The following is a 25,856-nucleotide window of genomic DNA, read 5'->3' on the forward strand; positions in this document are numbered from 1 at the left end:
CGCCCCTTATCGCAGCTTGAGGGTGGAGAGGCCGAGGACGGCGAGAACGATCGAGATGATCCAGAAGCGGATCACGACGGTCGATTCCTTCCAGCCCTTCTGCTCGAAGTGGTGATGGATCGGGGCCATCCGGAACACGCGGCGGCCGGTGCGCTTGAACCAGAACACCTGAATGATGACCGAGGCCGCTTCCAGCACGAAGAGGCCGCCGACGATGGCCAGCACGATCTCGTGATGCGCGGCCACGGCGATGGCGCCAAGCGCGCCGCCGAGCGCGAGACTGCCGGTGTCGCCCATGAACACGGCGGCGGGCGGCGCGTTGAACCACAGGAAGGCGAGGCAGGCACCGATGATCCCGGCGCAGAACACGGCGAGTTCACCCGCGCGCGGAACGTGCGGAATGCCGAGGTAGCTGGCGTAGTCGACGCGGCCTGCAAGGTAACAGATGATTGCGAACGTGCCCGCCGCGATGATGACCGGCATCGTCGCGAGGCCGTCCAGCCCGTCGGTCAGGTTCACCGCATTGCCCGCGCCCACGATCACCACGGCGGCGAAGACGTAGTAGAACGGACCCAGCGGAATATAGCGGCCCGAGAGGAACGGTACGTAGAGGTTGGTGTTGAGCTGGCTGACGATGATGTAGGAGGCGATCCCCGCCACCACGAATTCCAGCGCGAGGCGCAGCTTGCTTGAAAGCCCGGCGGTGCTGCGCTTGGCGACCTTGTCGTAGTCGTCGAGGAAACCGATGATCCCGAAGCCCACCGTCACGGCCACGCAGGCCCAGACGAAGGGATTGGTCACGTCCATGAACAGGATCATCGAACTGACCAGCGCGGTCAGGATCATCAGGCCGCCCATCGTCGGCGTGCCTCGCTTGGCGAGGTGGCTCTGCGGGCCGTCCTCGCGGATCGGCTGGCCCTTGCCCTGGCGCACGCGCAGCATGTTGATGAAGCGCGGCCCGATCAGCAGGCCGAGGCCGAGCGCGGTCATCAGCGCCGCGCCCGAACGGAACGACTGATAGCGGAAGAGGTTGGACAGTCCCTCGTAGTGGAACCATTCTGCGATAAGATACAGCATCTTGCGGGGTTTCCCCCTACCCTTCCTGTTTGTCGAGCGCGTTCACCAGGGAAGCCAGGCCCACCGAATTCGAACCCTTGACCAGGATGACGTCATCCTTTTCAAGGCCGAATTCCCGCAGTGCATCGACAGCTTCCCGCACAGTCAGGCAATGCGCGAAGGGCACGGCCTTGCCAAGCGGAAGACCGGCGGATTTCCCCAGTTCCCCTGAATTTCGGCCCGCTTCAAGCACCTGCGCGAGCGGCGCCATCTCCTCGCCGACCAGCACGGCGTAATCGACGCCCGCTTCGCCGATCGGACCGGCCAGTCCGGCGTGGTAATCGGGGCCGTGGCTGCCGAGTTCCTTCATCGCTCCGAGCACCGCGATCCGGCGGTGCGCGGGGGTGCGGCCCAGTTGCTCCAGCGTCGCGCGCATCGAGGCGGGATTGGCGTTGTAGCTCTCGTCAATCAGCAGCGCCTTGCCGTCGCCGGAGACGTCGATCTGGAGCCGCGCGCCCCGGCCCGGCAGCCCGCCCATTTCGGCGAGCGCCACGCCTGCGGCGCCGAGGTCGCCCTTGACCCCGCGCACTACGGCCATGACCGCGAGCGAATTGATGACATGGTGCTCGCCCGGCGCGGCGACGGTGTAGCAGACCCGGCGGTCGCCCATGTCGATCGTCACCAGCGAACCGCCGCCGATCGCCGGAACCGCGTCGAGCAGACGGACATCGGCATCGCGCGCCTTGCCGAACGAGACGACTTCGGCCCCGGAGGCCAGTGCGGCTTCCTTCAGCCGGTTGAAATAGGGGCTGTCGGCCGGAATCACGGCCACGCCGCCCTTTTCCAGCCCTTCGAAGATTTCCGCCTTGGCGTCGGCGATGGCCTCCATCGAACCCAGCATCTCGATGTGGGCAGGCGCGATCGTGGTGATGACGGCCACGTTCGGGCGCACCTGCCGGGTCAGCGCGGCGATCTCGCCCGCATGGTTCATGCCCATCTCGAAAATGCCGAAACGGGCGCGCGCGGGCATCCGCGCGAGGCTGAGCGGCACGCCGACATGGTTGTTGTAGCTCTTGACCGAGCGATGCGCGTCACCCCGGCTCGCGCGGTCGAGCGCGTCGAAGATCGCTTCCTTCACGCCGGTCTTGCCGACCGAGCCGGTCACGCCGATGATCGGCCCGCGCGACCGCTCGCGCGCGGCGGCACCGAGCAGTTCCAGCGCTTCGGTGGTGTTCTCGACCAGGATATGCGGGCCATCGACCGGACGGTCGACCACGACCGCCGCCGCGCCCTTGGCGAAAGCGCCCTCGACGAAGCGGTGGCCGTCCATCGCCTCGCCCTTGAGCGCGAAGAACAGGTCGCCGCCCTGCACGTCGCGGCTGTCGATCTCGACGCCGGAGACGGTGAATTCGCCGCTGGCCTCGCCCTTCATCACCCGCGCGAGCGTGGCGGAATCCCAGAGCGCGGGCCAGAGCGCGGAAGACCACGGGGCAAGCGGGTTCGCCTCAGCCGTATCGGTGGGCCATTCGAGGATCCGGGCTACAGCATTCATCGCACTACCTTCCCTGCGGACCGGACATTTCCCTGGCCACGGTGACGTCGTCGAATGGCAGGACGCGCACTGCGTCGCCGCTGCCGATGATCTGCCCCTGTTCATGCCCCTTTCCGGCGATGAGGACGATGTCCCCACGTCCGGCTTCCGCGATGGCGGCACCGATCGCTTCGCGCCGGTCGCCGATTTCCTTCGCGCCTTCACCCATCCCGGCAAGCACCATGGCGCGAATCGCCGCCGGGTCCTCGCCGCGCGGGTTGTCGTCGGTGACGATCGCCACGTCCGCGCCTTCGCTCGCCACCCGGCCCATTTCCGGCCGCTTGCCCTGGTCGCGGTCGCCGCCCGCGCCGAACACCACGATCAAGCGCCCTTCCACATGCGGGCGGAGCGCCGCGATCGCCGCTTCCAGCGCATCGGGCGTATGCGCATAGTCGACATAGACCGGCGCGCCTACCGAAGAAATTGCCGCGCGCTCCAGTCGCCCGCGCACCGTGACGAGCCGTTTCAGCGCATCGAAGGTCCGATGCGCGTCACCGCCGCTGGCCAGTACCAGCCCTGCCGCGACCAGCGAATTGGCCGCCTGATAGGCGCCGATCAGCGGAAGCTCGAGCACGTAGGCTTTGCCCTCGTGCTCGAGCTCCAGCTTCTGGCCGAGTCCGCCCGGCTTGCGACCCGAGAGGCGGATGCCGGTGCCCTTGGCACCTACGGTGAAAGTCTTCAGCCCGCGCTGTTCGGCATGGGCAATGGCCTTGTCGGACCACGGATCGTCGGCCCAGATCACGGCGGTGCCGCCGTCGACGACCACTTCGTCGAACAGGCGCATCTTCGCCGCGAAATAGTCGTCCATGTCGGCGTGGTAGTCGAGATGGTCGCGCGAGAGGTTGGTGAAGGCGCCCGCCGCGACGCGCGGCCCCTCGATGCGGAACTGCGAAAGACCGTGGCTCGACGCCTCGTAGGCGACATGGGTCACGCCCTCGCGGGCAAGGCCGGTGAGATTGGCGAGGAAGGTCACGATATCCGGCGTGGTGAGGCCGGTGGAAACGGTCTCGTCGCTGGTGGTCACGCCCAGAGTGCCGATCGAGGCAGCGCGCTGGCCCGCCATGCGCCAGATCTGGCGAGTCAGCTCGACGGTCGAAGTCTTGCCGTTCGTGCCGGTAACGGCCACCAGCGTCTCGGGCACCGGCTGGAAGAACGGCGCGGCAAGGCGCGCGAAGAGACGGCGCGGCTCGGCATCGGCGAAGTGGACCGCGCCTTCGACTTTGGCGTCCGGATGGGCGACGATGGCGACGGCACCAGCCTCAATGGCAGCGGCGATATAGTCCTCGCCGTTGAACTTGGCGCCGCGAAACGCGCCGAACACGGTGCCGGGCGCGACCTTGCGATGATCGATGGCAAAGCCGGTCACGTTGATATCCGCGCTGCCCGCGAGGGGGGCATCTGCGCTATCCGCGAAAGGAACATCGGCAGCGGCGCAGAGGGCAGTCAATTTCATTCTTCCAGGCTCACTCTTCAGCGGTTCCGGCCGGGATCAGCGGCTTGAGGTCGGAAATGTCGATATCGCGGGTCTCGTCGGGCATCACGCCGAGCAGCGGGCCGATGCGCGGGACCACGCGCTGGATCACCGGCGCCGAGTTCCACGCGGCGGTGCGCTGGAACGAGGTCGCCTCGGTGCCCTGCGGCTCGTCCATCATGGCGATGACGACATAGCGCGGGCGGTCCATCGGGAAGGCGGCGGCGAAAGTCGCCACCAGCGAGTGCTTGCGATAACCGCCGACGCCCGGCTTTTCGGCCGAGCCGGTCTTGCCGCCGACGCGGAAGCCCGGTGCATCGGCCTTGCGGCCGGTGCCGTAGGACACGATCATGCGCAGCAGCTGGCGCATGCGGGCGCTGGTCGCGGCGGTGAAGACACGGCGTCCGGCGGGGACCTCGGACGGCTCCAGCTTCTTCAGCGTCGCCGGGCGCCAGATGCCGCCGTTGACGAGCGAGGCATAGGCGGAAGCGAGGTGCAGCGGCGTCACCGCGATACCGTGACCATAGGCGACCGTCATCGTGCGCAGGCGCGGCCATTCGCCGCGCGGCCAGAGCGGGAAACCGCGCGCGGGCAGTTCGACATAGGGCCGCTGGTTCATCGCCAGCGATTCCATGGTCTTCTTGAGCCGCTCGCCGCCGAGTTCGTCGGCGATATGCGCGGTGACGGTGTTCGACGAATGGATCAGCGTTTCAAGCACGTTCAGCGAGGAGCCGTAGTTGTGCAGGTCGTGGATCGTGAACTTGCCGACATGGAGCGGGGTGGCGGGCCAACGGCGGCGGAGGTCGGTGATCGTCCCCGCATCGAGCGCGGCGGCGACGGTGATCGGCTTGAAGGTCGAGCCGAGTTCGTAGACCTGGTTGGTCACGCGGTTGAAGCCGCGCGGCACGTCGCCCGCCTTGGCCTGCTCCTCGGTGATCACGAGGTCACTGGGCTGGACGTGGTTGGGATCGAACGAGGGCAGCGAGGCCAGCGCGAGGATTTCGCCGGTATCGACGTCGAGGATGACGCCCGCCGCGCCCTTGGCCTTGCTCAGCGCCATGCCCTTGCCGAGTTCGTCCTCCAGCGCGCTCTGCACGCGGAAGTCGATCGAGAGCGTCGCGGGCTGCGCGCGGCCTTCGGGGCTGGTGAGCGGCTTGTCGAAGGCCTGCTCCATGCCGACCTGGCCCTTGCCGAAGGTATCGACATAGCCGAGCACCGAGGCCGCCATCGAACCCTGCGGATAGAAGCGCGTGGCTTCCTGCGGATATTCCAGCGCCGGTTCGCCCAGCGCGTGGACCTTGTTGGCGTCTTCGGGAAGGATCGACTTGCGCAGATAGCCGGGCTTGTCCGAGGAAAGCTTGGCGATCAGTTCGGCGCGGTCGAGATCGGGGAAGATGCGGATCAGGCCGTCGGCGACTTCGGCGGGCGTGTGGATCAGCGAAGAGCCTTCGCTCATCGCCTTGGGGTTGAACCACAGCGAATAGGTGCGGAACTCGCGGGCCAGCGGCACGCCGTTGCGATCGACGATCTCGCCGCGCTGGGGCACCAGCAGGTCCGACAGGTCGCCGCCGCGCACCGAAGGGCCGGTCACGCCGAGGTAGACGATGCGGAAGAACGCCAGCATCCCGATGAGCGTGAACACCCCCAGAATCCACAAGGTGCGCATCTTCGCCGTCAGCAGCGACTGCTGCCTGACGTTGAAAAGCTTGCGCCTGCCGGTCGAGACCGTGGTGGGGACCGCTCCGATCGGGAAGGCCGGAGCGTTCACTGCTGGGCGGCCTCCGCCACTTCGATCCGCGCCAGGCGGCTGCCGAGCGCCGCCGCGTCGCGGGCCATCTGGTCGCGCTCGGGATCGCGGTTCTTGCCGCCCGCGCCCTTGGCTTCAGGCTGCGCGGGAGCGGCAGCGCCGCTTACCGGCGAGACCATCGCGAGAAGCCCGCCGTTGTCGGCCGCGCCGTCCTCGCCGGTCTTGTCGGCATTGGCATAGCGGATCGGTGCCGGGGCGCCCGGCCCCACCGGCATGCCCAGCGCGGCAAGCTGGCGCTCGCCTTCGATATACTGGCCCGCAGTCGGCGCCTTGTAGCCGAACTCGACATCGTTGAGTTCCTTCAGCGCCTGCTGGTTCGAGCGGGTCTGGAATTCGGTTTCCAGGAAGTTGATGTCCTGCTGCACCCAGACGATCCGTTTCTCGGTATCGTGGACCTGGCTCTTCACCGCATTGACGCGCAAGGTGAGGCCGATCGTCAGCGCCCCGCAGACCAGCAGCACGGAAATCCATCCAATCGAATGGACGCGATCGCGAGTGAGGTTCATGGGGCACTCCTGGGGTCTTTACGGCCATCGTGGGCCGCTGTTCTTGGGGGGGCTTGCGTTCGCACGGCGGCGCGCAGGGTTGCGGATCGGGAGCGGGGATTGGCGGTGAGTTCCGCCTCCCCCGGCCGCACGGCCTTGGCCACCTGTTCGAACGTCGCCTGCGGACCCGAACCCACTTGCGGCAAGTGCCGCGAAGTGCTCTGGGCCTGCCCGGCGGCGTCGCGCAGGAAGCGCTTCACCTTGCGGTCCTCGAGACTATGGAAGGTCACCACCGCCAGCCGCCCCCCGGCGCGCAGCAGGATTTCGGCCCCTTCCATCCCGGCATCGAGTTCGTCCAGCTCTCCGTTCACATGGATACGGATCGCCTGGAAGCTGCGCGTCGCCGGATCCTTTGGCGCGGCAGCCCCCTTGTAATTGGGATTGTAACCCACGGCCTTGCGGACCACGCGGGCAAGTTCGCCGGTGGTCTCGATCGGACGCGCGGCGACGATCGCGCGGGCCACCCGGCGCGACTGGCGCTCCTCGCCATAGAGGTAGAGCACGTCGGCGATCTGGGCCTCGTCGGCCTCGTTCACGAAGTCGGCGGCGGACATGCCCGCCTGGCTCATGCGCATGTCGAGCGGGCCGTCGGCGCCGAAAGCGAAGCCGCGCTCCGCCTGGTCGAGTTGCATCGAGGAAACGCCGATATCCATGACGACGCCGTCGACCTCCGCGACACCGACTTCCTCCAGCCCCGCGACCATTTCCGAGAAACGGCGGGCGTGCAGCACGAGGCGCGGCGGAACCGTGTCCAGTTCCGGCCACTTGCCGCGATTCGCCTCGATCGCGGCGATGGCGTCGGGATCGCGGTCGAAGGCGTGCACGGTCGCGCCCGCATCGAGCAGGCGGCGGGTATAGCCGCCCGCGCCCAGCGTACCGTCGACGATGACGTCGCCGCCCTGGGGGTTCAGGGCGGCGACGACCTCCTCAAGGAGCACCGGAACGTGGGGAACGCCCTCGGGTATGGTGCGAGAGGCGCTCATTTCTTCGACGCTTTCTGAAGTTCCTTGGCCGCAAGACTGCGACAGGCGGTCTGCGCCGCTCTCCAGTCCTGGTCCATTTCGTTGAGGTTTTCCGGGCTCCACACCGTGAAGAAGCGGCCATTGCCGCGGAAGTAGAGCTGGTCGGTGACATTGGCGAGCGCGGCGAGGTCCTCGGGCAGGACGAAACGACCGCTGCCGTCGAACGGCACTTCGTAGGAGGCGTAGATGTCGCTCGCGCGCTTTTCCGCGTCGAAGTCCTTGCCCGCGCGGATCGCCATGTCCTGCTGTTCGCGGATTTCCTGCTCGAAGTCCTGGATGCGCGAGAGACCGAAGCCGACAAGGCAGGGCCAACGGTCATGGGTGGTCAGGCAGAGCAGGTCCTTGCCGCTCGATTCGCGCACGGTGCCGCGAAATGCATTGGGCAGCACGAAACGGTTCTTGTCGCGTAGCAGCGAGAAGCCCTGTCCGTTGTAGATGAATGGCTGCCCAGCCATGATATCCCTGTTTCGCCCCTAAGCTCGCCTCTCGGGCATGAGAGAACCCCGCCCCGCCGCGCAGCCGCGCGATGAGGTCCGCACCCCGCGAAGAGGGCACGACGAGACTCAGCCATTCCGATTGACATTGCTTTTATAACGGGAATTTTGGGGATTAAAGGGAAATGTGGGGATCGGCGGGAATAAATCGGCGGATTTCTTCGGATTTTCGACACGGGTCGTCCCGCAGGCGAGTGGGTTAATCGCCACTCAACTACAAAAACTTCTGATTTTTAACGGGTTTTCCCGTATTCGAAGCCCATCTCTGTACTTCCCCGCTCAATCCCCGTTTTCGGCCCAGCCTATCAGTGCCGAGAAGACTTTTCGCCGCTGATCAAGCGAAGCGGGATCGTCCGATTCATCGAGCACGGCAGCATCGGAAATCGCGAAAATCTGCCCTTTTTCAACGGCGCAACGGGCAAGAATCCCCTCCGCCTCCAGCCGACAGCGGCCAGGTCCATCCCCGCTCGTCCCCATGATCCCGGATTTTCCCGGATCGGCGCCGCGATCCCCATCCGTCCCGTGCTTCCCCGAAAATCCCGGTGACGATGCGCTCTCCCCGGAATTCCCCAGAAGGCGAAAGCGTCCGGCAAGGTTCACCGGAAGCGGGCCGAACGCGGTCTCGACCAGGTGTTCACCGGCGGGCTGGGCCTCGTCGAACTCCAGCCGCAAACCCCAGCGGGCGAGGATCGGCGAGAGCAGCACGGTGTCCTGCGGCCTGCGCGGATCGCCCAGGGCATAGCGGGTCGGCGCGGTCAGCAAGGGGTCGGCAAAGAGCAGGACCCTGCCCCCTTCCCGCACCCAGCGGTCCAGCGCGACGTTCTCCTGCAGCGAAAGCGGACGCGGCTGGGCAAGTACCAGTAAAGCATCACGGGGAAGCCGATCCGTCACGGTGTCGAGCGGATGCAGCGTACCGGCGGAAGACAGGACGGCCAGCGCCCAGTGACGGGGCCGTTCCTTTTCGAGCAGTTCGCGGATGTCGCCGCTCTCGCCCCAGACGATCGGCAGGCTGGTGTAGAGGCCGATTTCGCGGCCGGGCAACGGAGAAGGCTGCGAATCACCGCAACCGGCGAGCGCCAGAACGCTCGCCAGCAGCAGAGCGGCGCGCGGCTTACTGAACGGCAGCGCCGCTCGCTTCGGCATCAGTGGCCATCGTCGGCGCCGGAATCGGGCTGGGATCGGATGCGGGCACCACGCCGATATCCGCGAGCGGATCGCTGGCGGCTTTCTTCGGCTTTGCGTCCACCGCGACGACCTGCTGGATAGGATCGGCAGTATCGATCAACCGCGTACGATCGTTGATGATGTTCGCAAGGCCGACGATCAGGAGCATGGCGCAGAGGCCGAACAGCCCTACCTGCAACCTGTGCACGGCCTGAGACCGCAGCTCACGACCCGTCGGCGGCACGAAGTGCTGCGGAGCGGTGATCTGCTCGACCATTTTAGGCGGAATGTGTCCTGCCATCGACAGACCGTTTACCTCAGGATTGCAGCCAGGGGAAGACGGGCAGGTTCTTCGACTTCAACCATTCCGGATTGTACAGCGACGAGAGGTAGCGGAAACCGGTGTCGCACAGGATCGTCGCCACGCGCGCGTCGCTCTTGCCTTCGGCCACGAGCTTGCGGCCCAGCGCGACCGCACCTGCGACATTGATGCCCGAGGACAGGCCGAGGCAAAGCCCTTCTTCCGACAGCAGACGGCGCACCCACTCGAGGCCTTCCTCGTCCGAGATGCGGAACTGGGTATCGATCGGCGCGCCTTCGAGATTGGCGGTGATGCGGCCCTGCCCGATGCCCTCGGCGACCGAATTGCCCTCGGCCTTGAGTTCGCCGTGCGCATAATAGTTGTAGAGCGCGGCGCCGTGCGGATCGGTGAGCGCGATGGTCACGTTCTCGTCGAAGGCCTTGAGACCGAGGCCGATGCCCGCGATCGTGCCGCCGGTGCCCGCCGCGCAAGTGAAGCCGTCGATGCGGCCTTCCATCTGCTGCCAGATTTCCGGCGCGGTGCTTTCGATATGGGCCTTGCGATTGGCGATATTGTCGAACTGGTTGGCCCAGATCGCGCCCGGCGTCTCTTCGGCGAGGCGGCGCGACGTATGGACGAAGTGGCCCGGATTCGAGAACGGCGCGGCGGGAACCAGCACCAGTTCGGCGCCGAGCGCGCGCAGGGTGTCCATCTTCTCGCGCGACTGGGTCTCGGGCATGACGATGATGGTCTTGTAGCCCAGCGCATTGGCGACGAGCGCAATGCCGATGCCGGTATTGCCGGCCGTGCCCTCGACGATGGTGCCACCGGGCTGGAGCAGGCCTTTCGCCTCGGCATCGCGCACGATCCACAGGGCGGCACGGTCCTTTACCGAGGCGCCGGGATTGGCGAATTCGCACTTGCCCCAGATCTCGCAGCCCGCGGCCTCGCTCGGTCCCTTGAGCAGGACGAGCGGAGTGTTTCCGATGAGGTCGAGAGTGGCGCGCTGGGGAATGGGTGCAGTCATGGCCGCACAGGTAGGAAGTCCGGCGGAAAGGCGCAAATGATTTGCAGAGTTTTTTGAACGAGCCATTCGCCTGGCACGAATGGCTCGCTGCACCGGCCCCCGCAAAACGACCCAATGGCCGTTCGTGGGAGCCGTCAGGTCATCGAAAAATCAATCTTCAGCGGCGATCGTGACCTTGCAGCCTTCGAGCGCGGCCGTCACCGGCACCTGGCACGACAGGCGCGAGAATTCGTTGCGATGGTCGGAACTGTCGAGCAGATCGTTCTCGTCCTCGCTCATGGCCGGAAGCTTGTCGACGAAGGCCGGGTCGATGTGTACGTGGCAGGTGGCGCAGGAGCAGCAACCGCCGCAAAGGGCCAGAAGCTCGTCGAAACCGCCGTCGCGGATCGTTTCCATCAGGGTGCGGCCTTCGACGGCCTCTACAGTGGATTCTTCGCCCGATTGATTGATGACGATGATCTGCGGCATTCTCGTCGATCCCCTTGGTGATGGTGCATGCAGGACAACATGCTTGTCATGGCTTTTGACGGCGGCTGCTAATGGCTGGCACCTCCTTTTGCAAGGTAATCGACGTATGGGCTTGAGCGCTGACGCACTGAAACTGGGCCTCGACGCCATTGCCGCGAAGGAACCGGCGATCGCCCGGGCACTGGATGCCGCAGGCTATCCCGAACCCCGCATCCGGCCGACCGGCTATGCCACGCTGCTGCGCACGATCGTCGGCCAGCAGGTCTCGGTGGCGGCGGCCTCCGCCGTGTGGGCGCGGCTGGAAAACCTGCTCGGTCCGGGGATCGCACCCGAAGCCCTGCTGGCGGCGGATTTCGACGCCCTGCGCGCCTGCGGGCTGTCGCGCCAGAAACAGGGCTATGCCCGCAGCCTCTGCGAACTGGTGTCCGCCGGAACACTGGACCTGGAAAACCTCCCCGAAGACGACGAGGAGGCGATCGCCCAGCTCGTGCGGATCAAGGGAATCGGCCGGTGGTCGGCAGAGGTCTACCTGCTGTTCGCGGAAGGCCGGACGGACATCTGGCCCGCCGGAGATCTCGCGGTTCAGGCCGGGCTGCACAGGATTCTCGGACTGGAAGCACGGCCCGATGAGAAGGAAGCACGGGTTCTGGCAGAACGCTGGCGCCCGCACCGCGGCGCGGCGGCGATCTTCACCTGGCATTGCTACAACAACCCCGCGCTCTGACAGCGCGGGAAGTCAGGGCGCGACGGCGTCGATGAACCGGGCCATGTCCACGTCGCGGCGGCTGAGGCCGCCCGCGTCGTGGGTGGTCAGCGTGATCTCCACCCGGTTGTAGACGTTGAACCACTCGGGATGGTGATCGACCTTGTCGGCCTGGATCGCCACGCGGGTCATGAACCCGAAAGCCGCGTTGAAATCCGCAAATTTCAGCTTGCGCACCAGGGCGAGGCCGTCCTCGCGGAGGTCCCAGCCGGGCAGCACGGCAAGCGCTTCCTCGCGCTCGGCATCGGTAAGGCGGGCTATCGACATGGCGTAACTCCGTGAAGCGGCAGCCAACTTGGCACCTGCGCGGCTTTCCACTATCGCGTCACCTCATGCAAGGGGCCTCCATCGCCATCGACGATCTCGCCTGTCGGCGCGGCGACAGGCTGCTGTTTCGCGGCGTCTCGCTGCGGTTGGCGGCGGGACAGGCGCTGCAGATCACCGGCAGCAACGGGATCGGCAAATCAAGCCTGCTGCGGATCGTCGCCGGACTGGCCCCCCCCTTCGCCGGAACCGTGGCGAGCGAAGGCGCGATCGGCCTCGTCGACGAACGCCCGGCGCTCGATCCGGCGCTGACGCTGGGCAGCGCGCTGGCGTTCTGGCGGCAGATCGACGGGGGAGACGACGAACGCCATCTCGCCCGGCTCGGCCTCGAAAGCCTGCTCGACGTTCCGGTGCGCTATCTCTCGACCGGTCAGAAGAAACGCGCGGCCCTCGCCCGTCTGCTCGGTCAGAGGGCGGAAATCTGGCTGCTCGACGAACCGCTCAACGGCCTCGACGCCCATGCCGTCACCCTGACCGAAACGCTCGCCGCCGAGCACTGCGCAAGCGGCGGCATCGCCCTGATCGCCTCGCACCAGCCTTTCACGCTGCCCGACATGCAGACACTCCCACTCGCGGACTACGCGGCATGACCGGACGATTCCGCCCCCTGCTCAAGCGCGACCTTGCGCGACTGCTGCTTGGCGGGCGGGGCGGCGGTGCGCTGCTGCCGATCCTGTTCTTCCTCTGCGTCGCGATGCTCTACCCCTTCGCGGTCGGCCCCGACGCGCCGCTGCTCGCAAAGACAGGCGGCGGGGTGATCTGGGTGGCCGCGCTGCTCGCCGCGATCCTGCCGCTCGACCGGCTCGTCGAACCCGATATCGACCTCGGCCTGTTCGACCAGTGGGCCTTGCGCGGCATTTCCGAGGAGCTGGTGATCGCGGTGCGGGTGCTTGCCCACTGGCTGAGCTTCGGGCCGCCGCTGATGCTGGCGGCCTTGCCCGCCGCCGCCCTGCTCGGGCTGGACGGCGACAGCCTGCTCACCGTCGAGATCGGCCTCCTGGCGGGTACCCCCGGCCTCGCCGCGCTCGGCGTGACGGTGGCGGCGCTGACGGCGGGGCTGCGCGGCGGCGCGGCGCTGGGCGGGCTGCTCGTCATCCCGATGGCGGTTCCGGTGCTGATCTTCGGCGCCGGCAGCCTCGGCACCGGCGGCGAGAGCGGCCTCGCCCTGACCGCCGCCGCCAGCCTCGTCCTGCTTGCCATTGCGCCTTTCGCGGGCGGCGCGGCCGTGCGCGCAGCGAGAGGCTGAGCGGGAAGCGGTTTATCGCCGAGGCGGTTGGCCCCACCTCGCCGAGCCGCCCATAGTGCCCCAAATCGCAAAGCCGAACGACTATCGGGACGAGGGGTAATGACGATGCGCGAGGTAATCACAGGCCCGGTGCAGTTCGACGCCGCCGCGCGAGAGGCCCAGACGATCGCGGGCGGCCCGCGCTATGCGCCGCTGCGACTCGATGAAGTGAGTCCCGAAGGCCAGGAACAGGTCGATGCGATTCGCGCCGCCTTTCAGATTCCCGAAAGCCGCCCCTTCCCGGACGTCAGCCTCATCACCCTGCGCCATCCCGGCATGTTCAAGGGGCAGATGGTGCTCGGCATCGAACTCGCCGCCAAAGGCGCGATTCCCGGCCGCGACCGCGAGCTGATGATTCTGCGCCTCGCCCTGCTGGCCCGTGCGCCGTTCGAGTGGTGCGAACATGTCGATATCGGCAAGGCCTTCGGCATTACCGGCGAGGAGATCGAACGGGTGATCGCCGGTTCCACCGCGCCCGGCTGGAGCGAGCACGAATCGGCGATGCTGCGCGCCGTCGAGGAACTCGTGGCCGACCACTGCATGAGCGATTCGACCTGGGCTACGCTCGCCGAAAGCTGGAACGAGAAACAGATGCTCGAAGTGCCGATGCTGGTCGGAGCCTATCTGATGACGGCGATGCAGCAGAATTCCCTGAAAATTCAGCCCAAAGGCGGGTTCGACTACCGCTGATCCCGGCTCCGCGCGAGTCGTCAGATGGAAAAGCTTTCGATTCGTCGATTCGAATCGGCCTGATCCGCATCCGATTCGGATGGCCGCCATTCCATGGCCGGCGGTCTTTTCGCGGGAAAAATATCGCCCGTTTTTCTGCACGGTTCACCGGCTCATCGACCCAGGAGGGCTGTGGGTAAACCCGGCACAACACCGGTATATCGCCGGGAAAACCTCTGGATTTTCTGGGAAAAAGTGGGCCGGGGCGCTCTCTCGCACATAGCGTGAGATCGCCCCGGCCCAGTCGACAGGAAGGGCAGGACGGCGCCCCATGACAAGCGCCGGCCCTTGGTCCTTGGTGCAGGCTTGACGGGCAAGACAAGCTGCGTAGACATAGCTAATGATAATCATTCTCAAGTGCAAGCCCATGGAGAACAGGCATGTATCAATATGTCGATCGCCCGCTTAATTCGCTCGACGAGGGATGCCGTTTCCTGGTCTGGTCCATGCGGGCCTGGGTCACGACCCTGGCCCGGCGCCAATGCCCGGCACAGGCCTTGGCCCCCGCTTTCGCCAAGTGGCGGATGATCGGCGGACTCCAGCCCTTCCACCGCGCCATGCTGCTGTTCAACCGCGACGCGCTGGAGACTTTCGCCTTCTGCCCGCTGGCCTGCAGCCACGTTTCCGAGCACGAGGCGGTGATTCTCGAACTCATCACCTCCCTGCGCGACCGCGGCCCGCAACAGACTCGCGACACGCTGGAGATGGTCATCTCCGAAGACAGCGTCGGCGATATGCTGGAGACGCTCTCCAAGCTCGGCGCGGCGATGGCGATCGCGGGGATCTTTCCCGGAGAGCCGGTGGCGGCGAAGAATCTTCGGCATTGAAGGGTAAGGGAAGAAGCAGGGGTTAACACCCCTGCACCCCAATACCGTCTAGGTCACGCCCAGCCTATCCGTCTTGCGCCCATGGCGGCGTCGGGAGACTTAATGGCTGCGCCGCAGGGAGCGCGCAACGGCTAGGTAGCGCGCAAGGTCGACATTCCGAGGGTCCGGGGGATCATCCCCCGGGAATCTTCCTTTTCCTTAAACCCCAATCAACTCCCGCCCGATCAACATCCGCCGGATTTCATTGGTCCCCGCCCCGATATCGAGCAGCTTCGCATCGCGCAGATAGCGCTCGACCGGCCAGTCCTTGGTATAGCCCGCGCCGCCGAGCGCCTGCACCGCCTCGCCCGAGACGCGGAAGGCGTTCTCGCTGGCCAGCAGGATCGCGCCTGCTGCGTCGAAGCGCGTGGTCCGCCCGGCGTCGCAGGCGCGCGCGACCGCGTAGACGTAGGCCCGCGCCGATTGCAGCGCGACGTACATGTCCGCCACTTTCGCCTGCATGAGCTGGAACGTGCCGATGGCCGTGCCAAACTGACGGCGCTCGCGGACATAGGGGATCACGGTGTCGAGGCAGGCCTGCATGATGCCGATCTGAAGCCCAGCGAGCACCACGCGTTCGTAGTCGAGGCCGCTCATCAGCACTTTCACGCCGCCGCCTAGCGGGCCCATCACGTTCTCTTCCGGCACGAAGCAATCGTCGAACACCAGCTCACAGGTAGGAGAGCCGCGCATGCCCATCTTGTCGATCTTCTGGCCGATCGAGAAGCCGGGCATGTCCTTCTCGATCAGGAAGGCGGTGATGCCTTTCGATCCGGCTTCGGCATCGGTCTTGGCATAGACCACGAGCACTTCGGCGTAAGTGCCGTTGGTAATCCAGAACTTGGTGCCGTTGAGCCGGAAGCCCCCTTCCACGGCATCCGCGCGCAGCTTCATGCTGACAACGTCGGATCCTGCGCCGACTTCGGACATGGCGAGACTGCCGACGTGCTCGCCGGAGATCAGCTTCGGCAGATACTTCGCCTTTTGTGCGTCATTGCCCCAGCGGCGGATCTGGTTGACGCAGAGGTTGGAGTGCGCGCCGTAGGAAAGGCCTACCGAGGCCGAGGCACGGCTGACTTCTTCCACCGCGATCACATGCTCCAGATAGCCGAGGCCGGTGCCGCCCCACTCTTCCTCGACGGTCAGGCCATGCAGGCCGAGTTCGCCCATGGCGGGCCAGAGTTCGCGCGGGAACCAGTCCTCGGCGTCGACCTTGGCGGCAAGCGGGGCGATCTGTTCGTCGGCAAAGCGGGCGACGCTCTCGCGGATCATCTCGGCGCTTTCGCCCAGCGCGAAATCGAAGTCGGGGGTGGCTTTCATCTCATCTTCCCAATCTTTTTCCGGCCCACCGCAGCGGTGCCTGTTATCCGCGAGCGAAACTATCGGAAGGGTGTGACGCAAACAAATTGAAACTTACATGGTCTTTGAATAGATTTTCCCAATGATAAAGCGCGCGCATATCCGGCATTTCCTGGCGGTCGCCGATTCCGGCAGCTTCAAGCAGGCGGCGGCGCGGCTCCATGTGACCCAGCCGACGGTCTCGATGAGCATAGCGGAACTGGAAAAGCTGGTCGGCGCGCCGCTCTTCGTGCGAGACCGGCGCCATGTGCGCCTGACCGAGCCGGGAGGAGCCTTCCTGCCGATCGCCCGCGATCTCGAAGCCGGCTTCCGCCGCGCCGACCAGTTCGGGCGCCCGGTGCAGGAGCAGTGGCCGGGTCTCCGGCTGGGGGTGATCCCCACGATTTCGGGGCCGATGCTGGAATGCGTGGCCCGCGAACTTTCGCGCGATTTCGGGATCGAGCTGGTCGAAGGCGACGACCGGGACCTGCGCGGCCAGCTCGCCAGCGGCAAGATTCAGCTTGCGCTGACTTTGCTGGGAGAGAGCGATGAAAGCGCCGATCCCCTGCTGCAGGAACCTTACGTCCTCGTCATGCCCGCCACGCACCGCTTTGCCGGAATGCGGGAAGTCTCGCCGCAGGACCTCGCCGGAGACATCATGATCGCGCGGCGGTCCTGCGAAGTGCTGCAAAGGACCAGCCGGTTCTTCACCGACGCCGGGGTGCGCCCACGCTTTGCGCTGCGCAGCGAAAACGAAGACCGCTGCATGCGGATGGTCGCCGCGGGACTGGGCGTAACGGTAGCGCCGCGTTCTCTGGCGCCTGCGGGAACGGCAGTGGCCGAAATCGCCGGTTATGGATTGAAACGCAGGCTGGGTCTGGTGCGGGCTGCGGACTTCCCCGCAGGATTAGAGGAACGACTGACGGCGACGCTGGAGATCGTCACCGCCAGCCTTCCCTCCCTAGGCCCTGAACCTCAAGATTGAATTCAGCGGAGCGCCCTCTGTCGTGGCGATGCCGCAATCTTTTTTGTATGAAACCTGCCCTGAACCTTGCCCCAAATGCACCCTTGCATGCGCAAAGCCTGCAAGCGGGGGCGCCACTGCAAACGAGGTCCCTTTTTACACCCGTCGCAGAAATGCGCCCCCAGCCGCTATGCGGGCCTGTCGTCAGCTTCCTCGTTGGGAGAGAGAGTCACCGTCGATGCCGCCCGCACGTTTCGGCGTTGCCCAATGCGTAAAGTCCTGACACGATACGCGCAAACGCAATGAATTCGACGAAGCGTTGCAAAAATTAGAGCAGGTCAGAAACACCACCCCATGCCGGTCTTCTCACGCTTCCTGCGATATTTCCTTGCGGTGGGCCGGCTCGGCTCGATCCGCCGGGCGGCAGATGAACTCAACGTCTCAGCTTCCGCGATCGACCGGCAGATCCTCAATGCCGAGGCCGAACTCGGCCTGCCCCTGTTCGAGCGCCTGCCGACCGGGCTGCGCCTCACCGCCGCAGGGGAGATGATGATGGCCTCCGGCGTGCAATGGCAGCAGGATCTCGCCGGGCTGCGGGCAAGGGTGGAGGATTTGCGCGGCCTCAAGCGCGGCCATGTCGATATCGCGGTGATCGACTCCCTGGCGCGTGGGCACGTCCCGGCCACGATCCACGCGATCCAGCAGCGCTATCCGGGAATCACCATGGGGGTGCGGGTGATGGGCAACGACGCCGTGCGCCGCGCCGTGATCGACGGCAAGGTCGATTTCGGCATCCTGTTCGAGCCGCAGTCCTACCGCGAACTGACGGTCCGCGCCTTTACCGAAGTGGTGCTGGGCTTCGTCACCCCGCCCGATCACCGGCTGGCGAAGCTGCCCGCCGCGCGCTTCTCGACCTGCGCCGACGAGCCGATGATCGTGCCGACGCCCCCCCTCGCCGTCCACCAGCAGATCGCCGTGCTCGAAGCGGCCACCGGCATCGCCCTCGACCGCCGGGCAAGCTCGGACAATATCGAGACGATCACCGCCCTAGTCCTGCAAGGCGCAGGCATCGGCGTGCTGACCTCGCTCGACGTGCGGACCGAAGTGCAACGCGGCCTGCTGGCCTTCACCCGCATCTCCGATTCGCTGCTACGCCCCATGACGCTGGCACTCTGCACCGCCACGGCCCGAACACCCTCCTACGCCGCCGCCATGGTGCTGGGCGAATTCGAGACCGGCTTCCCCCAGCTCGGCCATTCCATTTCAGCGACTTAACCCCGCCCCGCGCCGAAACGCATCCGCTCCGGCGCTTCGCGCAATTGCGGATTTCGGGCAAAACCGATAAGCGGAGGCGCTTCCTCCCCACATTCCCGTTCAGGACGTGCCCGCTATGAGTGAAGCTTCCGAGCCGCAGCTCCATTTTCTCGAATACTACGAAGATTTCCTCGCCAAAGTCCGCCAGCTCTCGCGGCAGGTGCAGAAGAACGACTGGCAACCCGATTTCATCATCGGCCTGGGCCGCGGCGGATTGGTTCCGGCGGTCTATATCTCGCACCAGCTCTCACTGCCGATGCTGTCGATCGACCACTCCGCCAAGATCCCCGGCTTCGCCGACGAACTGCTGGCGAAAGTCGCCGCAATGAGCGCGGAAGGCACGCGCATGCTGTTCGTGGACGACATCAACGACACCGGCGGCACCATCGAATATATCCGCAGCCAACTGACCCAAGGCGGCGGCAACCACGACAACCTGCGCTTCGCAGTGGTCATCAACAACAAGAGCTCGAAAGTCGAAGTCGACATCTGGGCGGACGTGATCGACCGGGCCGACGACAAGCGCTGGTTCGTGTTCCCGTGGGAGTCGGTCGGCACGCGCGAGAGCATCGTCGAAGAGGCGCTTTCGGTGCCGGAGCGGTTGGCCTGAAGGTTTAAGGGAATAAGCAGGGGAGCATAGCCCCCCTGCACCCCCATTACTGTCCAGGTCACGCGGACCAACGCCGCCCTGCGCCCATGGCTGCGTCGGGAGACTTACTGGCTGCGCCGCAGGGAGCGCGCGACGGATAGGTGGCGCGCGACGTGGACATTCCGAGGGTCTGGGGGATCATCCCCCAGGACTTCCTCTGTTCTTCAAAATCCCCTTCAACTCGTCATCATCTCGACCCGCGAGCGCCAGCATCGCCTCGTAAGGATCACCCTCCAGCCTAAGCACCTCTGCGAAAGCAGGCTCCGTCTTCGCCCCTGCCCGCCGTGCCGCCATTACCGCCTCGCGCAGGCCCGCACCGCCCAGCCGCAGCAGGCGCGCTTCGACGGCGAAGTGTCGCCAGCCGTGTTGCTCCTCCACCGGCAGAGCCTGTCCGAAGACCTCGAACGGCACGCCCGCCACCGAAAACGCCGCGATCACCGGGCGATCCGCTTTCTGCCACTGCCACATCGCGAAATGCTCGAAGTCGCGGCAGGTCTCCCACAAGGCCTCGGCGAACACCTCGGCATCGGGGGCATGGCAGAGCACGTCGATATCGCTGCCCGAAACGGCGAGGCCGAGCGGGAAAGTTCCCGCCACATGCGGGTCGAAGCGGGCGAGCCGCGTCAGGATGCCGCTCGCCGCCAGTACCGCCTGCCAGTCGGTCAGCGGTGGGCCTCAAGGTAGGCGTCGAGACGGCCGAGGTGCTCCGCTACCGCTTCGGCGGGCAGGAACGAGCCGGTGAAGCTGTTGCGTGCGAGGGTGGCGAGGGCATCGCGGTCCAGCCCGCGCGCGGCTGCGATGGCGCGGTAGTTGTCGGCCACGTAGCCGCCGAAGTAGGCCGGATCGTCGGAGTTGACGGTGGCTTTCAACCCATGGGCGAGCATAGCGTCGATCGGGTGGTCGGCGAGGTCGTCCACCACGCAGAGCTTGTGGTTGGAGAGCGGGCAGACCGTGAGGGTCATTTCCTCGCGCACCAACCGCTCGATCAGGGCCGGGTCTTCGAGGGCGCGGTTGCCGTGGTCGATGCGGTGGACGCCGAGCAGGTCGAGCGCCTGGTGGACATATTCGGGCGGGCCTTCCTCGCCGGCGTGGGCAGTGATGCGCAGGCCCTTTTCGCGCGCGGCGGCGAAGACGCGGGCGAACTTTTCGGGCGGGTGGCCGACCTCGGAGGAGTCCAGCCCGACGGCCTCGATCCGGTCGAGCCAGGGTTCGGCTTCGGTAAGGGTGGCGAAGGCGGCTTCTTCGGAGAGGTGGCGCAGGAAGGAGAGGATCAGACTGCTCGACATGCCATGTGTGGTGCGGGCGGCGTCCATGGCGGAGAGCAGGCCCTCGATCACTTCGGAGAACGGCACGCCGCGGTCGGTGTGGGTCTGGGGATCGAACATGAGTTCTGCGTGAACCACCCCGTCCGCCGCGGCGCGCGCGAAGTAGGCCATGGCGAGGTCGTGGAAGTCCTGCCGGGTCAGCAGCACGTTGGCGCCGGCGTAGTAGATGTCGAGGAAGTCCTGGAGGTTCGAGAAATCATAGGCCGCGCGCACCTCTTCCACCGTGGCGAAAGGGATCGAGACGCCATTGCGCTCCGCCAGCGCGAACATCAGTTCGGGTTCGAGGCTGCCTTCGATGTGGAGGTGAAGCTCGGCTTTGGGCAGGCCGGCAATGAAGGTGTCGAGGTCGGTCATGTCGTGTTCCTGTTCCAGGCGCATTTGCCCAGCAGATAAGTGCGCATCACGGCGCGGTCGTCGCCCAGCACCTGCAACGCGAAGAGGCGCTGCGCAAGGTCGGTGTCGCGGGTGCGGCGCGCAAGCAGCGGCGTGGCGGCGGTATCGAGTACCACGAAATCGGCCTCCTGCCCCGGTTCGAGGCGGCCTACCCGGTCACCCATGTGGAGGAGGTCGGCACTGCCTGCGGTCGCCAGCCAGAGCGCGCGGAAGGGATCGAGGGCAAGTTCCTTCAGCTGCGCGGCCTGGTAGGCGAGGCCTTGGGTGTGCAGCAGCGAGAACGTCGTCCCGGCCCCGACATCGGTGCCGAGACCGAGGCGCAAGGCGTGGCGCTGGGCCTGCGCGAAATCGAAGCAGCCGGAGCCGAGGAAGAAGTTGGAACTCGGGCAGACCGCGATCCCGGCGCCGGTTTGGTGCAGGCGCTGGCAGGTGCGGTCGGACAGATGGATGCCGTGCGCGAAGACCGAGCGGGGGGTGACGAGGCCGAAGCGGTCGTAGACGTCGAGATAGTCCGCCGCCTCGGGGAAACGCTCTGCCACGGCGGCGCATTCGCGGCGGTTTTCGGCGAGGTGGGTGTGCATCAGCACGTCCGGATGCTCGGCCAGCAGCGCCCCGGCATCCGCCAGTTGCGCATCCGACGAGGCGAGCGCGAAACGCGGCGTCACCGCATAGCCGAGCCTGCCGCGACCGCGCCAGCGGCGGATCAGCGCCTCGCTTGCGGCGCGGCCCGAGGCCGGGGTGTCGTTCAGCCCTTCCGGGCCCAGGTCCATCAGCACTTTGCCGGAGATCACGCGCATGTCCCGCGAGAGCGCCGCTTCGAACAGGGCGTCCACCGATTGTTCGTGGACGGTCGGGAAGACGAGCGCGCTGGTGGTGCCGTTCCGCAGCAGTTCGTCGAGGAAGAAGGCGGCGACGGTATCGGCGTGGGCCTTGTCGGCGAAGGCTTTTTCGGCGGGGAAGATGTGCCGCTCCAGCCAGTCGAGCAATTGTTCGCCGTGAGCGGCGATGCGGTCGGTCTGGGGGTAGTGGACATGGGCATCGACGAAGCCGGGCACGACGAGGCCGGGCAGCACTTCCACCGGCACCTGCGGAAATCGTCCGGAGAGTTCGGCATAGGCCCCGCGCGCGATGACCACGCCGTCCTCGACCACAAGCAGCCCGTCCGGTTCGTGGCGAACGGCGCCGGGATCGTCCGTGGGATCGCGGGAAACGGAGAGCAATTCGGCGCGGAAGGCGTGGATCATGCGGGCCTGTCCCTCAACCGCCCGACAACCAGACGAAGCGCGCGACGAAGATCAGCGCGAGGACCAGCAGAAACCAGTCCTTCCGCTCGATCGTGCCGCGCACCAGCTTGAGCAGGGCATGGGCGGTGATGCCGAAAGCGAGGCCGTTGGCGATCGAGAAAGTGAAGGGGATCATCGCCACCGTCAGGAAGGCGGGGATCGCCGCCAGCGGGTCTTCCCACTGCACTTCGGTCAGCGGCAGCAGCATGAGGCCGCCGACGACGATCAGCGCCGGGGCCGTCGCCGCCAGCGGAATGATCTGGGCATAGGGCGCGACGAACAGGGTCGCGAGGAACAGCAGGCCGGTCACTACCGCGGTCAGGCCGGTGCGCCCGCCCGCCTGCACGCCCGCCGCGCTTTCGACATAGCTCGTCACCGTGCTGGTGCCCGCCATCGAGCCGACGATGGTGGCGGCAGCGTCGGTCACGAGAATGCGGTTGAGGCGCGGAATTTTCCCGTCACGGTCGATCAGCCCGGCCCGCTTGGTGACGGCGACGAGCGTACCGATATTGTCGAACAGGTCGACGAACAGGAACACGAAGAGAATCTCGAACAGGCCGAGACCGTGGCTGCCGGACAGCCCGAACACGCCTGCAAGGTCCAGCTTGAAGGCGGTGCCGGTCAGGGCCTCCAGCGAATAGGGCTCGGGATGGACCGAGACGAGACCGCAGAGCCAGCCCAGCGCAGTCGTGGCGAGGATGCCGATCAGCATCGCCCCGCGCACGTTCCACACGGAAAGCGCGCCGATCAGCACCAGCCCGAACAGCGCCAGCGCGGCGCCGGGGGCCTTCAAGTTGCCCAGCGCGACGAAAGTGGCAGGGTCGGCCACGACGATGCCCGCGCTCTTGAGACCCACGAAACCGATGAACAGGCCGATCCCGCCCGCCACCGCCGCGAAGAGATATTGCGGGATCGAGGAGACGATCAGCTGGCGCACGCCGGTAACGGTCAGCGCCAGGAAGGCCAGCCCCGAAAGGAACACGCAGCCCAGCGCCACCGGCCAGGGCACGCCCATCTGCTGGACGACGGTGAAGCTGAAATAGGCGTTCAGTCCCATGCCCGGCGCCAGCGCCAGCGGCGTATTGGCGACGAGGCCCATGAGGATCGAGGCAAAGGCCGCCGCGAAGCAGGTCGCCGCCGCCACCGAGGCCACCGGCATGCCCGCCGCGCCGAGGATCGCCGGGTTTACCAGCACGATATAGGCCATCGTCAGGAACGTCGTCGCGCCCGCGAGGACTTCGGTACGGACATCGGTGCCGCGCGCGCTCAGCGCGAAACGGCGTTCCAGCAGGCCTGTCGGCGGGATCTCGGTCTGGCTCGGCATTGCGTCCTGGAGGCCCCCGGAAGTGTCTGATGGTTCAAACACCTCCTATCGGCAATTGCCGGGGGCGGCGCAATGTCTCCCTGATACGCCCCCGTTCGTCATGAGGATTCGGCGCGATGACTAGGTACGCTCCGCAACCCATTCGCGGCGCAGAGCCGGACCGGCGAGGCTCATCAGGAGCGCCGCCAGCAGGTAGAGGACCAGTCCGAACAGCATGGAGTAGCGCAGCGATTCCGCTCCGTAGACCGGCGTCAGCCCCTTCGACAGCGCGCCGAGCGCATAGATGCCGCCGCCGAGGCCGATCAGGTTGTTGATGAGCAGGAACAGCGCCGAGGCCGTCGCCCGCGCGGGCGGTTCGACGAGGTGCTGGACCGCGCTCGTCACCGGCCCCAGCCAGACATAGGCCAGCGCTTGCGGCACCAGGAACAGCAGGAAGGCGAGCGGCACGCTGGAGGTCCAGATTCCGCCCGCGAAGAGCGGCACGGCGACGACATAGGCCATGGCCGGAACCCGGCCATACCAGGCGCGGTCGGCCTTGCCGAGGCGGTCGGCGAGCAGTCCGCCCATCAGCACGCCCACGGTCCCGCCGATCAGCAGGACCGCGCCGATGAACCACGACGTCTCGACCAGATCGAGCTTGAAGCTGCGCTGGAGCAGGCTCGGCAGCCAGAAGGCGAGGCCATAGCCCAGCATCGAACTGGAGGCGGCGCCGAAGCTCAGCAGCCAGAACGCGCGCTTGCGGGCGAGCAGCGCCGCGACTTCGCCGAAGCGGATCGTGGGTGCTGCCGTTACCGGGCGCGGCTTGTCCTTCACCACCAGCTTGAACAGCGGCGCGATCAGCAGTCCGGCGAGGCCCACGGCGACGAAGGCCGCGCGCCAGTCCACCCGCGCCGCGACATAGCCGCCCGCCAGCACGCCCGCCGCCGAGCCGAGCGGAATACCCAGCGAATAGACCGAAAGCGCGAAAGCCCGCCGCTCGCTGGGGAAATGGTCGCCGATCACCGCATAGGACGGGGCGACGCCGCCCGCCTCCCCCACGCCGACGCCGAGCCGCGCGAGGAAGATGTGCCAGAACCCGGTCGCCGCGCCGCAAAGCGCGGTGAACAGGCTCCAGACCACCAGCGAACCGGTGATGACCCAGGAGCGGCTGGTGCGGTCGGCCAGCCAAGCCAGCGGTACGCCGAGCGTCGAATAGAGCATCGCGAAGGCCAGTCCGCCCAGCATGCCCATCTGCGCATCGTCGAGGCTCAGTTCCTGCTGGATCGGCGCGGCCAGGATCGCGAGAATCTGGCGGTCCACGAAGTTGAAGATATAGACCAGCAGCAGCATCGCCAGCACCAGCCGGGGCGATCTCGATCCGGCCACTTTTTCGTCACGCATTCTGTTCGCCCCGTTGCGTCGTTCCGGATCAGGTCCGAGATAACGACATATGCTCTTTCAGGAAGGCGGAAATCGCCGCCACGGCGGGCAATTCGTCGAGGATCGGCGCATGGCCCACGCGGGGAACCTCCACGGCCGAGAAGAACCCGGCGTGGCGCCCCGCCATTTCCCGCACCGTCTCGGCGGAGAGGAGGTCGGACAGCGCCCCGCGCACGACCAGCACCGGCGCCGCGTCCAGGAGGTCCCACAAGGGCCAGAGATCGAGCGGCACCGTCTGCGGCGCATCGCCAGAAATGCTCTTCGCGATCGCCGGATCGTAGGCGAAGGAAAGGGTCCCGTCCGCGTTTTCCCGGCAGGTGCGCCGCGCGAAGGCCAGCCAGTCCGCTTCGCCGAAATCCGGAAAGGCCGCCGCGTTGACCGCCCGACACCGCGCCGCCGCCTCCCGCCACGAGGCCATGACCGCGCCCGGCCCGACATAGCCCTGGATACGCGCCAGACCGGCGGGATCGAGCACCGGGCCGATGTCGTTGAACACGAAGCCGCTGGCGAGGTCCGGCCGGAGCGCGTTCATCACCATGGCCATCAACCCGCCCATCGAGGTGCCGATCAGGCAGGCCCGGGCAATGCCGAGGCCGTCCAGCAGCACCAGCATGTCCTGCGCATAGACGTCAGGCCGATACTGCGCCGGGTCCGGGTCCCATTCTGACAGCCCCCGCCCGCGCTGGTCCGGCACGATCAACCGGTAGCGGCCCGCCAGATGCGCCGCGAGCGGCTCGAAATCTGCGGAATTGCGGGTGAGGCCGTGCATCATCAGCAGGACCGGCGCCCCAGCCTCTCCTGCCGGATATTCGCGCGCGGCGAGATCGAGCCTCCCGCAGGCGCTGCGGTAGCGATGGAGGCGATATTTCATGGCGAGCATTGTCCTTTCGGCCCGCAAGAGACCGGATGACGGGCCTCACCTTCCCCGGATGAG

At 66.5% G+C, this 25,856-nt stretch carries 27 protein-coding genes; 8 read left to right on the plus strand and 19 right to left on the minus strand.

The features are described 5' to 3' along the window. Window positions 1–6 precede the first annotated feature (6 nt). The 11 genes from mraY to AC4D6D_RS13980 all read right to left on the minus strand — a co-directional run bounded on the left by mraY (window position 7) and on the right by AC4D6D_RS13980 (window position 10,946). Window positions 7–1,077, minus strand: coding sequence for a phospho-N-acetylmuramoyl-pentapeptide-transferase (gene mraY / locus AC4D6D_RS13930; RefSeq protein ID WP_491325756.1), 1,071 nt, complete (start codon window positions 1,075–1,077; stop codon window positions 7–9). 16 nt (window positions 1,078–1,093) lie between these two features. Further along, window positions 1,094–2,608 (minus strand): UDP-N-acetylmuramoyl-tripeptide--D-alanyl-D-alanine ligase, encoded by a 1,515-nt coding sequence (locus AC4D6D_RS13935; RefSeq protein WP_491325757.1) that lies wholly within the window; start codon window positions 2,606–2,608, stop codon window positions 1,094–1,096. A 4-nt stretch (window positions 2,609–2,612) separates the two neighbouring features. Beyond that, window positions 2,613–4,100 carry a UDP-N-acetylmuramoyl-L-alanyl-D-glutamate--2,6-diaminopimelate ligase gene (locus AC4D6D_RS13940; protein ID WP_491325758.1) on the minus strand — a complete coding sequence of 496 codons (1,488 nt, stop codon included), beginning with the start codon at window positions 4,098–4,100 and terminating at the stop codon, window positions 2,613–2,615. A gap of 10 nt (window positions 4,101–4,110) precedes the next feature. Then, window positions 4,111–5,886, minus strand: a complete 1,776-nt coding sequence (locus tag AC4D6D_RS13945) for a peptidoglycan D,D-transpeptidase FtsI family protein (protein ID WP_491325759.1) — start codon at window positions 5,884–5,886, stop codon at window positions 4,111–4,113. Next, the gene (locus tag AC4D6D_RS13950; RefSeq protein ID WP_147218834.1) at window positions 5,883–6,431 is read right to left on the minus strand and encodes a hypothetical protein; all 549 of its coding nucleotides are present in this window, start codon (window positions 6,429–6,431) and stop codon (window positions 5,883–5,885) included. The genes AC4D6D_RS13945 and AC4D6D_RS13950 overlap by 4 nt, the downstream gene beginning before the upstream one ends. Continuing rightward, window positions 6,428–7,453, minus strand: coding sequence for a 16S rRNA (cytosine(1402)-N(4))-methyltransferase RsmH (rsmH, locus tag AC4D6D_RS13955; RefSeq protein WP_491325760.1), 1,026 nt, complete (start codon window positions 7,451–7,453; stop codon window positions 6,428–6,430). The genes AC4D6D_RS13950 and rsmH overlap by 4 nt, the downstream gene beginning before the upstream one ends. Further along, the gene (locus tag AC4D6D_RS13960; protein WP_147218828.1) at window positions 7,450–7,947 is read right to left on the minus strand and encodes a division/cell wall cluster transcriptional repressor MraZ; all 498 of its coding nucleotides are present in this window, start codon (window positions 7,945–7,947) and stop codon (window positions 7,450–7,452) included. Before AC4D6D_RS13960 ends, rsmH begins: the two co-directional genes overlap by 4 nt. Window positions 7,948–8,265: 318 nt before the next feature. After that, window positions 8,266–9,129, minus strand: coding sequence for a motility-associated ABC transporter substrate-binding family protein (locus AC4D6D_RS13965; RefSeq protein ID WP_491325761.1), 864 nt, complete (start codon window positions 9,127–9,129; stop codon window positions 8,266–8,268). After that, a complete protein-coding gene (locus AC4D6D_RS13970; protein ID WP_491325762.1) occupies window positions 9,098–9,451 on the minus strand; it encodes a hypothetical protein in 354 nt (117 codons plus the stop codon). The genes AC4D6D_RS13965 and AC4D6D_RS13970 overlap by 32 nt, the downstream gene beginning before the upstream one ends. 16 nt (window positions 9,452–9,467) lie before the next feature. Continuing rightward, complete coding sequence (locus AC4D6D_RS13975) at window positions 9,468–10,478, minus strand: cysteine synthase A (protein ID WP_147218824.1); 1,011 nt, start codon at window positions 10,476–10,478, stop codon at window positions 9,468–9,470. A gap of 150 nt (window positions 10,479–10,628) precedes the next feature. Further along, complete coding sequence (locus AC4D6D_RS13980; protein ID WP_147218822.1) at window positions 10,629–10,946, minus strand: 2Fe-2S iron-sulfur cluster-binding protein; 318 nt, start codon at window positions 10,944–10,946, stop codon at window positions 10,629–10,631. Window positions 10,947–11,052: 106 nt separating this feature from the next. Here AC4D6D_RS13980 and AC4D6D_RS13985 point away from each other — a divergent pair, with 106 nt between their 5' ends. Beyond that, entirely contained in the window at window positions 11,053–11,670 is a 618-nt protein-coding gene (locus tag AC4D6D_RS13985; protein WP_491325763.1) for a DNA-3-methyladenine glycosylase family protein, read from the plus strand. A 12-nt stretch (window positions 11,671–11,682) separates the two neighbouring features. Here AC4D6D_RS13985 and AC4D6D_RS13990 read toward each other — a convergent pair whose 3' ends face one another. Then, window positions 11,683–11,976 (minus strand): 4a-hydroxytetrahydrobiopterin dehydratase, encoded by a 294-nt coding sequence (locus AC4D6D_RS13990; protein ID WP_147218818.1) that lies wholly within the window; start codon window positions 11,974–11,976, stop codon window positions 11,683–11,685. 65 nt (window positions 11,977–12,041) lie between these two features. On the opposite strand from AC4D6D_RS13990, the gene ccmA reads away from it, so the two are divergent. From ccmA to AC4D6D_RS14010, 4 genes are all read left to right on the plus strand, one after another. Then, complete coding sequence (ccmA, locus tag AC4D6D_RS13995) at window positions 12,042–12,623, plus strand: heme ABC exporter ATP-binding protein CcmA (RefSeq protein WP_491325764.1); 582 nt, start codon at window positions 12,042–12,044, stop codon at window positions 12,621–12,623. Further along, window positions 12,620–13,279, plus strand: a complete 660-nt coding sequence (locus AC4D6D_RS14000) for a heme exporter protein CcmB (protein WP_491325765.1) — start codon at window positions 12,620–12,622, stop codon at window positions 13,277–13,279. Before ccmA ends, AC4D6D_RS14000 begins: the two co-directional genes overlap by 4 nt. A 105-nt stretch (window positions 13,280–13,384) precedes the next feature. Beyond that, the gene (locus AC4D6D_RS14005; RefSeq protein ID WP_147218812.1) at window positions 13,385–14,008 is read left to right on the plus strand and encodes a carboxymuconolactone decarboxylase family protein; all 624 of its coding nucleotides are present in this window, start codon (window positions 13,385–13,387) and stop codon (window positions 14,006–14,008) included. Between the two features lie 419 nt (window positions 14,009–14,427). Continuing rightward, the gene (locus AC4D6D_RS14010) at window positions 14,428–14,874 is read left to right on the plus strand and encodes a hypothetical protein (RefSeq protein WP_491325766.1); all 447 of its coding nucleotides are present in this window, start codon (window positions 14,428–14,430) and stop codon (window positions 14,872–14,874) included. A gap of 198 nt (window positions 14,875–15,072) precedes the next feature. On the opposite strand, the gene AC4D6D_RS14015 is transcribed toward AC4D6D_RS14010, so the two are convergent. Further along, complete coding sequence (locus AC4D6D_RS14015; RefSeq protein ID WP_491325767.1) at window positions 15,073–16,233, minus strand: isovaleryl-CoA dehydrogenase; 1,161 nt, start codon at window positions 16,231–16,233, stop codon at window positions 15,073–15,075. A gap of 121 nt (window positions 16,234–16,354) precedes the next feature. On the opposite strand from AC4D6D_RS14015, the gene AC4D6D_RS14020 reads away from it, so the two are divergent. The 3 genes from AC4D6D_RS14020 (at window position 16,355) to AC4D6D_RS14030 (ending at window position 19,139) form a co-directional block, all read left to right on the plus strand. After that, window positions 16,355–17,236 carry a LysR family transcriptional regulator gene (locus AC4D6D_RS14020; protein ID WP_491325768.1) on the plus strand — a complete coding sequence of 294 codons (882 nt, stop codon included), beginning with the start codon at window positions 16,355–16,357 and terminating at the stop codon, window positions 17,234–17,236. Window positions 17,237–17,569: 333 nt separating this feature from the next. Then, window positions 17,570–18,490, plus strand: a complete 921-nt coding sequence (locus tag AC4D6D_RS14025; protein WP_491325769.1) for a LysR family transcriptional regulator — start codon at window positions 17,570–17,572, stop codon at window positions 18,488–18,490. Between the two features lie 115 nt (window positions 18,491–18,605). After that, window positions 18,606–19,139 (plus strand): phosphoribosyltransferase, encoded by a 534-nt coding sequence (locus AC4D6D_RS14030; protein WP_491325770.1) that lies wholly within the window; start codon window positions 18,606–18,608, stop codon window positions 19,137–19,139. Window positions 19,140–19,316: 177 nt separating this feature from the next. Here AC4D6D_RS14030 and AC4D6D_RS14035 read toward each other — a convergent pair whose 3' ends face one another. The 6 genes from AC4D6D_RS14035 to AC4D6D_RS14060 form a co-directional block, all read right to left on the minus strand. Next, window positions 19,317–19,775 (minus strand): DUF4269 domain-containing protein, encoded by a 459-nt coding sequence (locus AC4D6D_RS14035; protein WP_491325771.1) that lies wholly within the window; start codon window positions 19,773–19,775, stop codon window positions 19,317–19,319. Window positions 19,776–19,840: 65 nt separating this feature from the next. Further along, window positions 19,841–20,857 (minus strand): adenosine deaminase, encoded by a 1,017-nt coding sequence (locus tag AC4D6D_RS14040; RefSeq protein WP_491325772.1) that lies wholly within the window; start codon window positions 20,855–20,857, stop codon window positions 19,841–19,843. Then, window positions 20,854–22,140 carry a guanine deaminase gene (guaD, locus tag AC4D6D_RS14045; RefSeq protein ID WP_491325773.1) on the minus strand — a complete coding sequence of 429 codons (1,287 nt, stop codon included), beginning with the start codon at window positions 22,138–22,140 and terminating at the stop codon, window positions 20,854–20,856. The genes AC4D6D_RS14040 and guaD overlap by 4 nt, the downstream gene beginning before the upstream one ends. Before the next feature lie 13 nt (window positions 22,141–22,153). Beyond that, entirely contained in the window at window positions 22,154–23,503 is a 1,350-nt protein-coding gene (locus tag AC4D6D_RS14050) for an NCS2 family permease (RefSeq protein WP_491325774.1), read from the minus strand. Between the two features lie 120 nt (window positions 23,504–23,623). Beyond that, window positions 23,624–24,883: a spinster family MFS transporter gene (locus AC4D6D_RS14055; protein ID WP_491325775.1), complete on the minus strand. Its 1,260-nt coding sequence runs from the start codon at window positions 24,881–24,883 to the stop codon at window positions 23,624–23,626. A gap of 28 nt (window positions 24,884–24,911) precedes the next feature. Continuing rightward, window positions 24,912–25,793, minus strand: a complete 882-nt coding sequence (locus AC4D6D_RS14060) for an alpha/beta fold hydrolase (RefSeq protein ID WP_491325776.1) — start codon at window positions 25,791–25,793, stop codon at window positions 24,912–24,914. Window positions 25,794–25,856 lie beyond the last annotated feature (63 nt).

Source organism: Novosphingobium sp. BF6 (assembly GCF_058273105.1).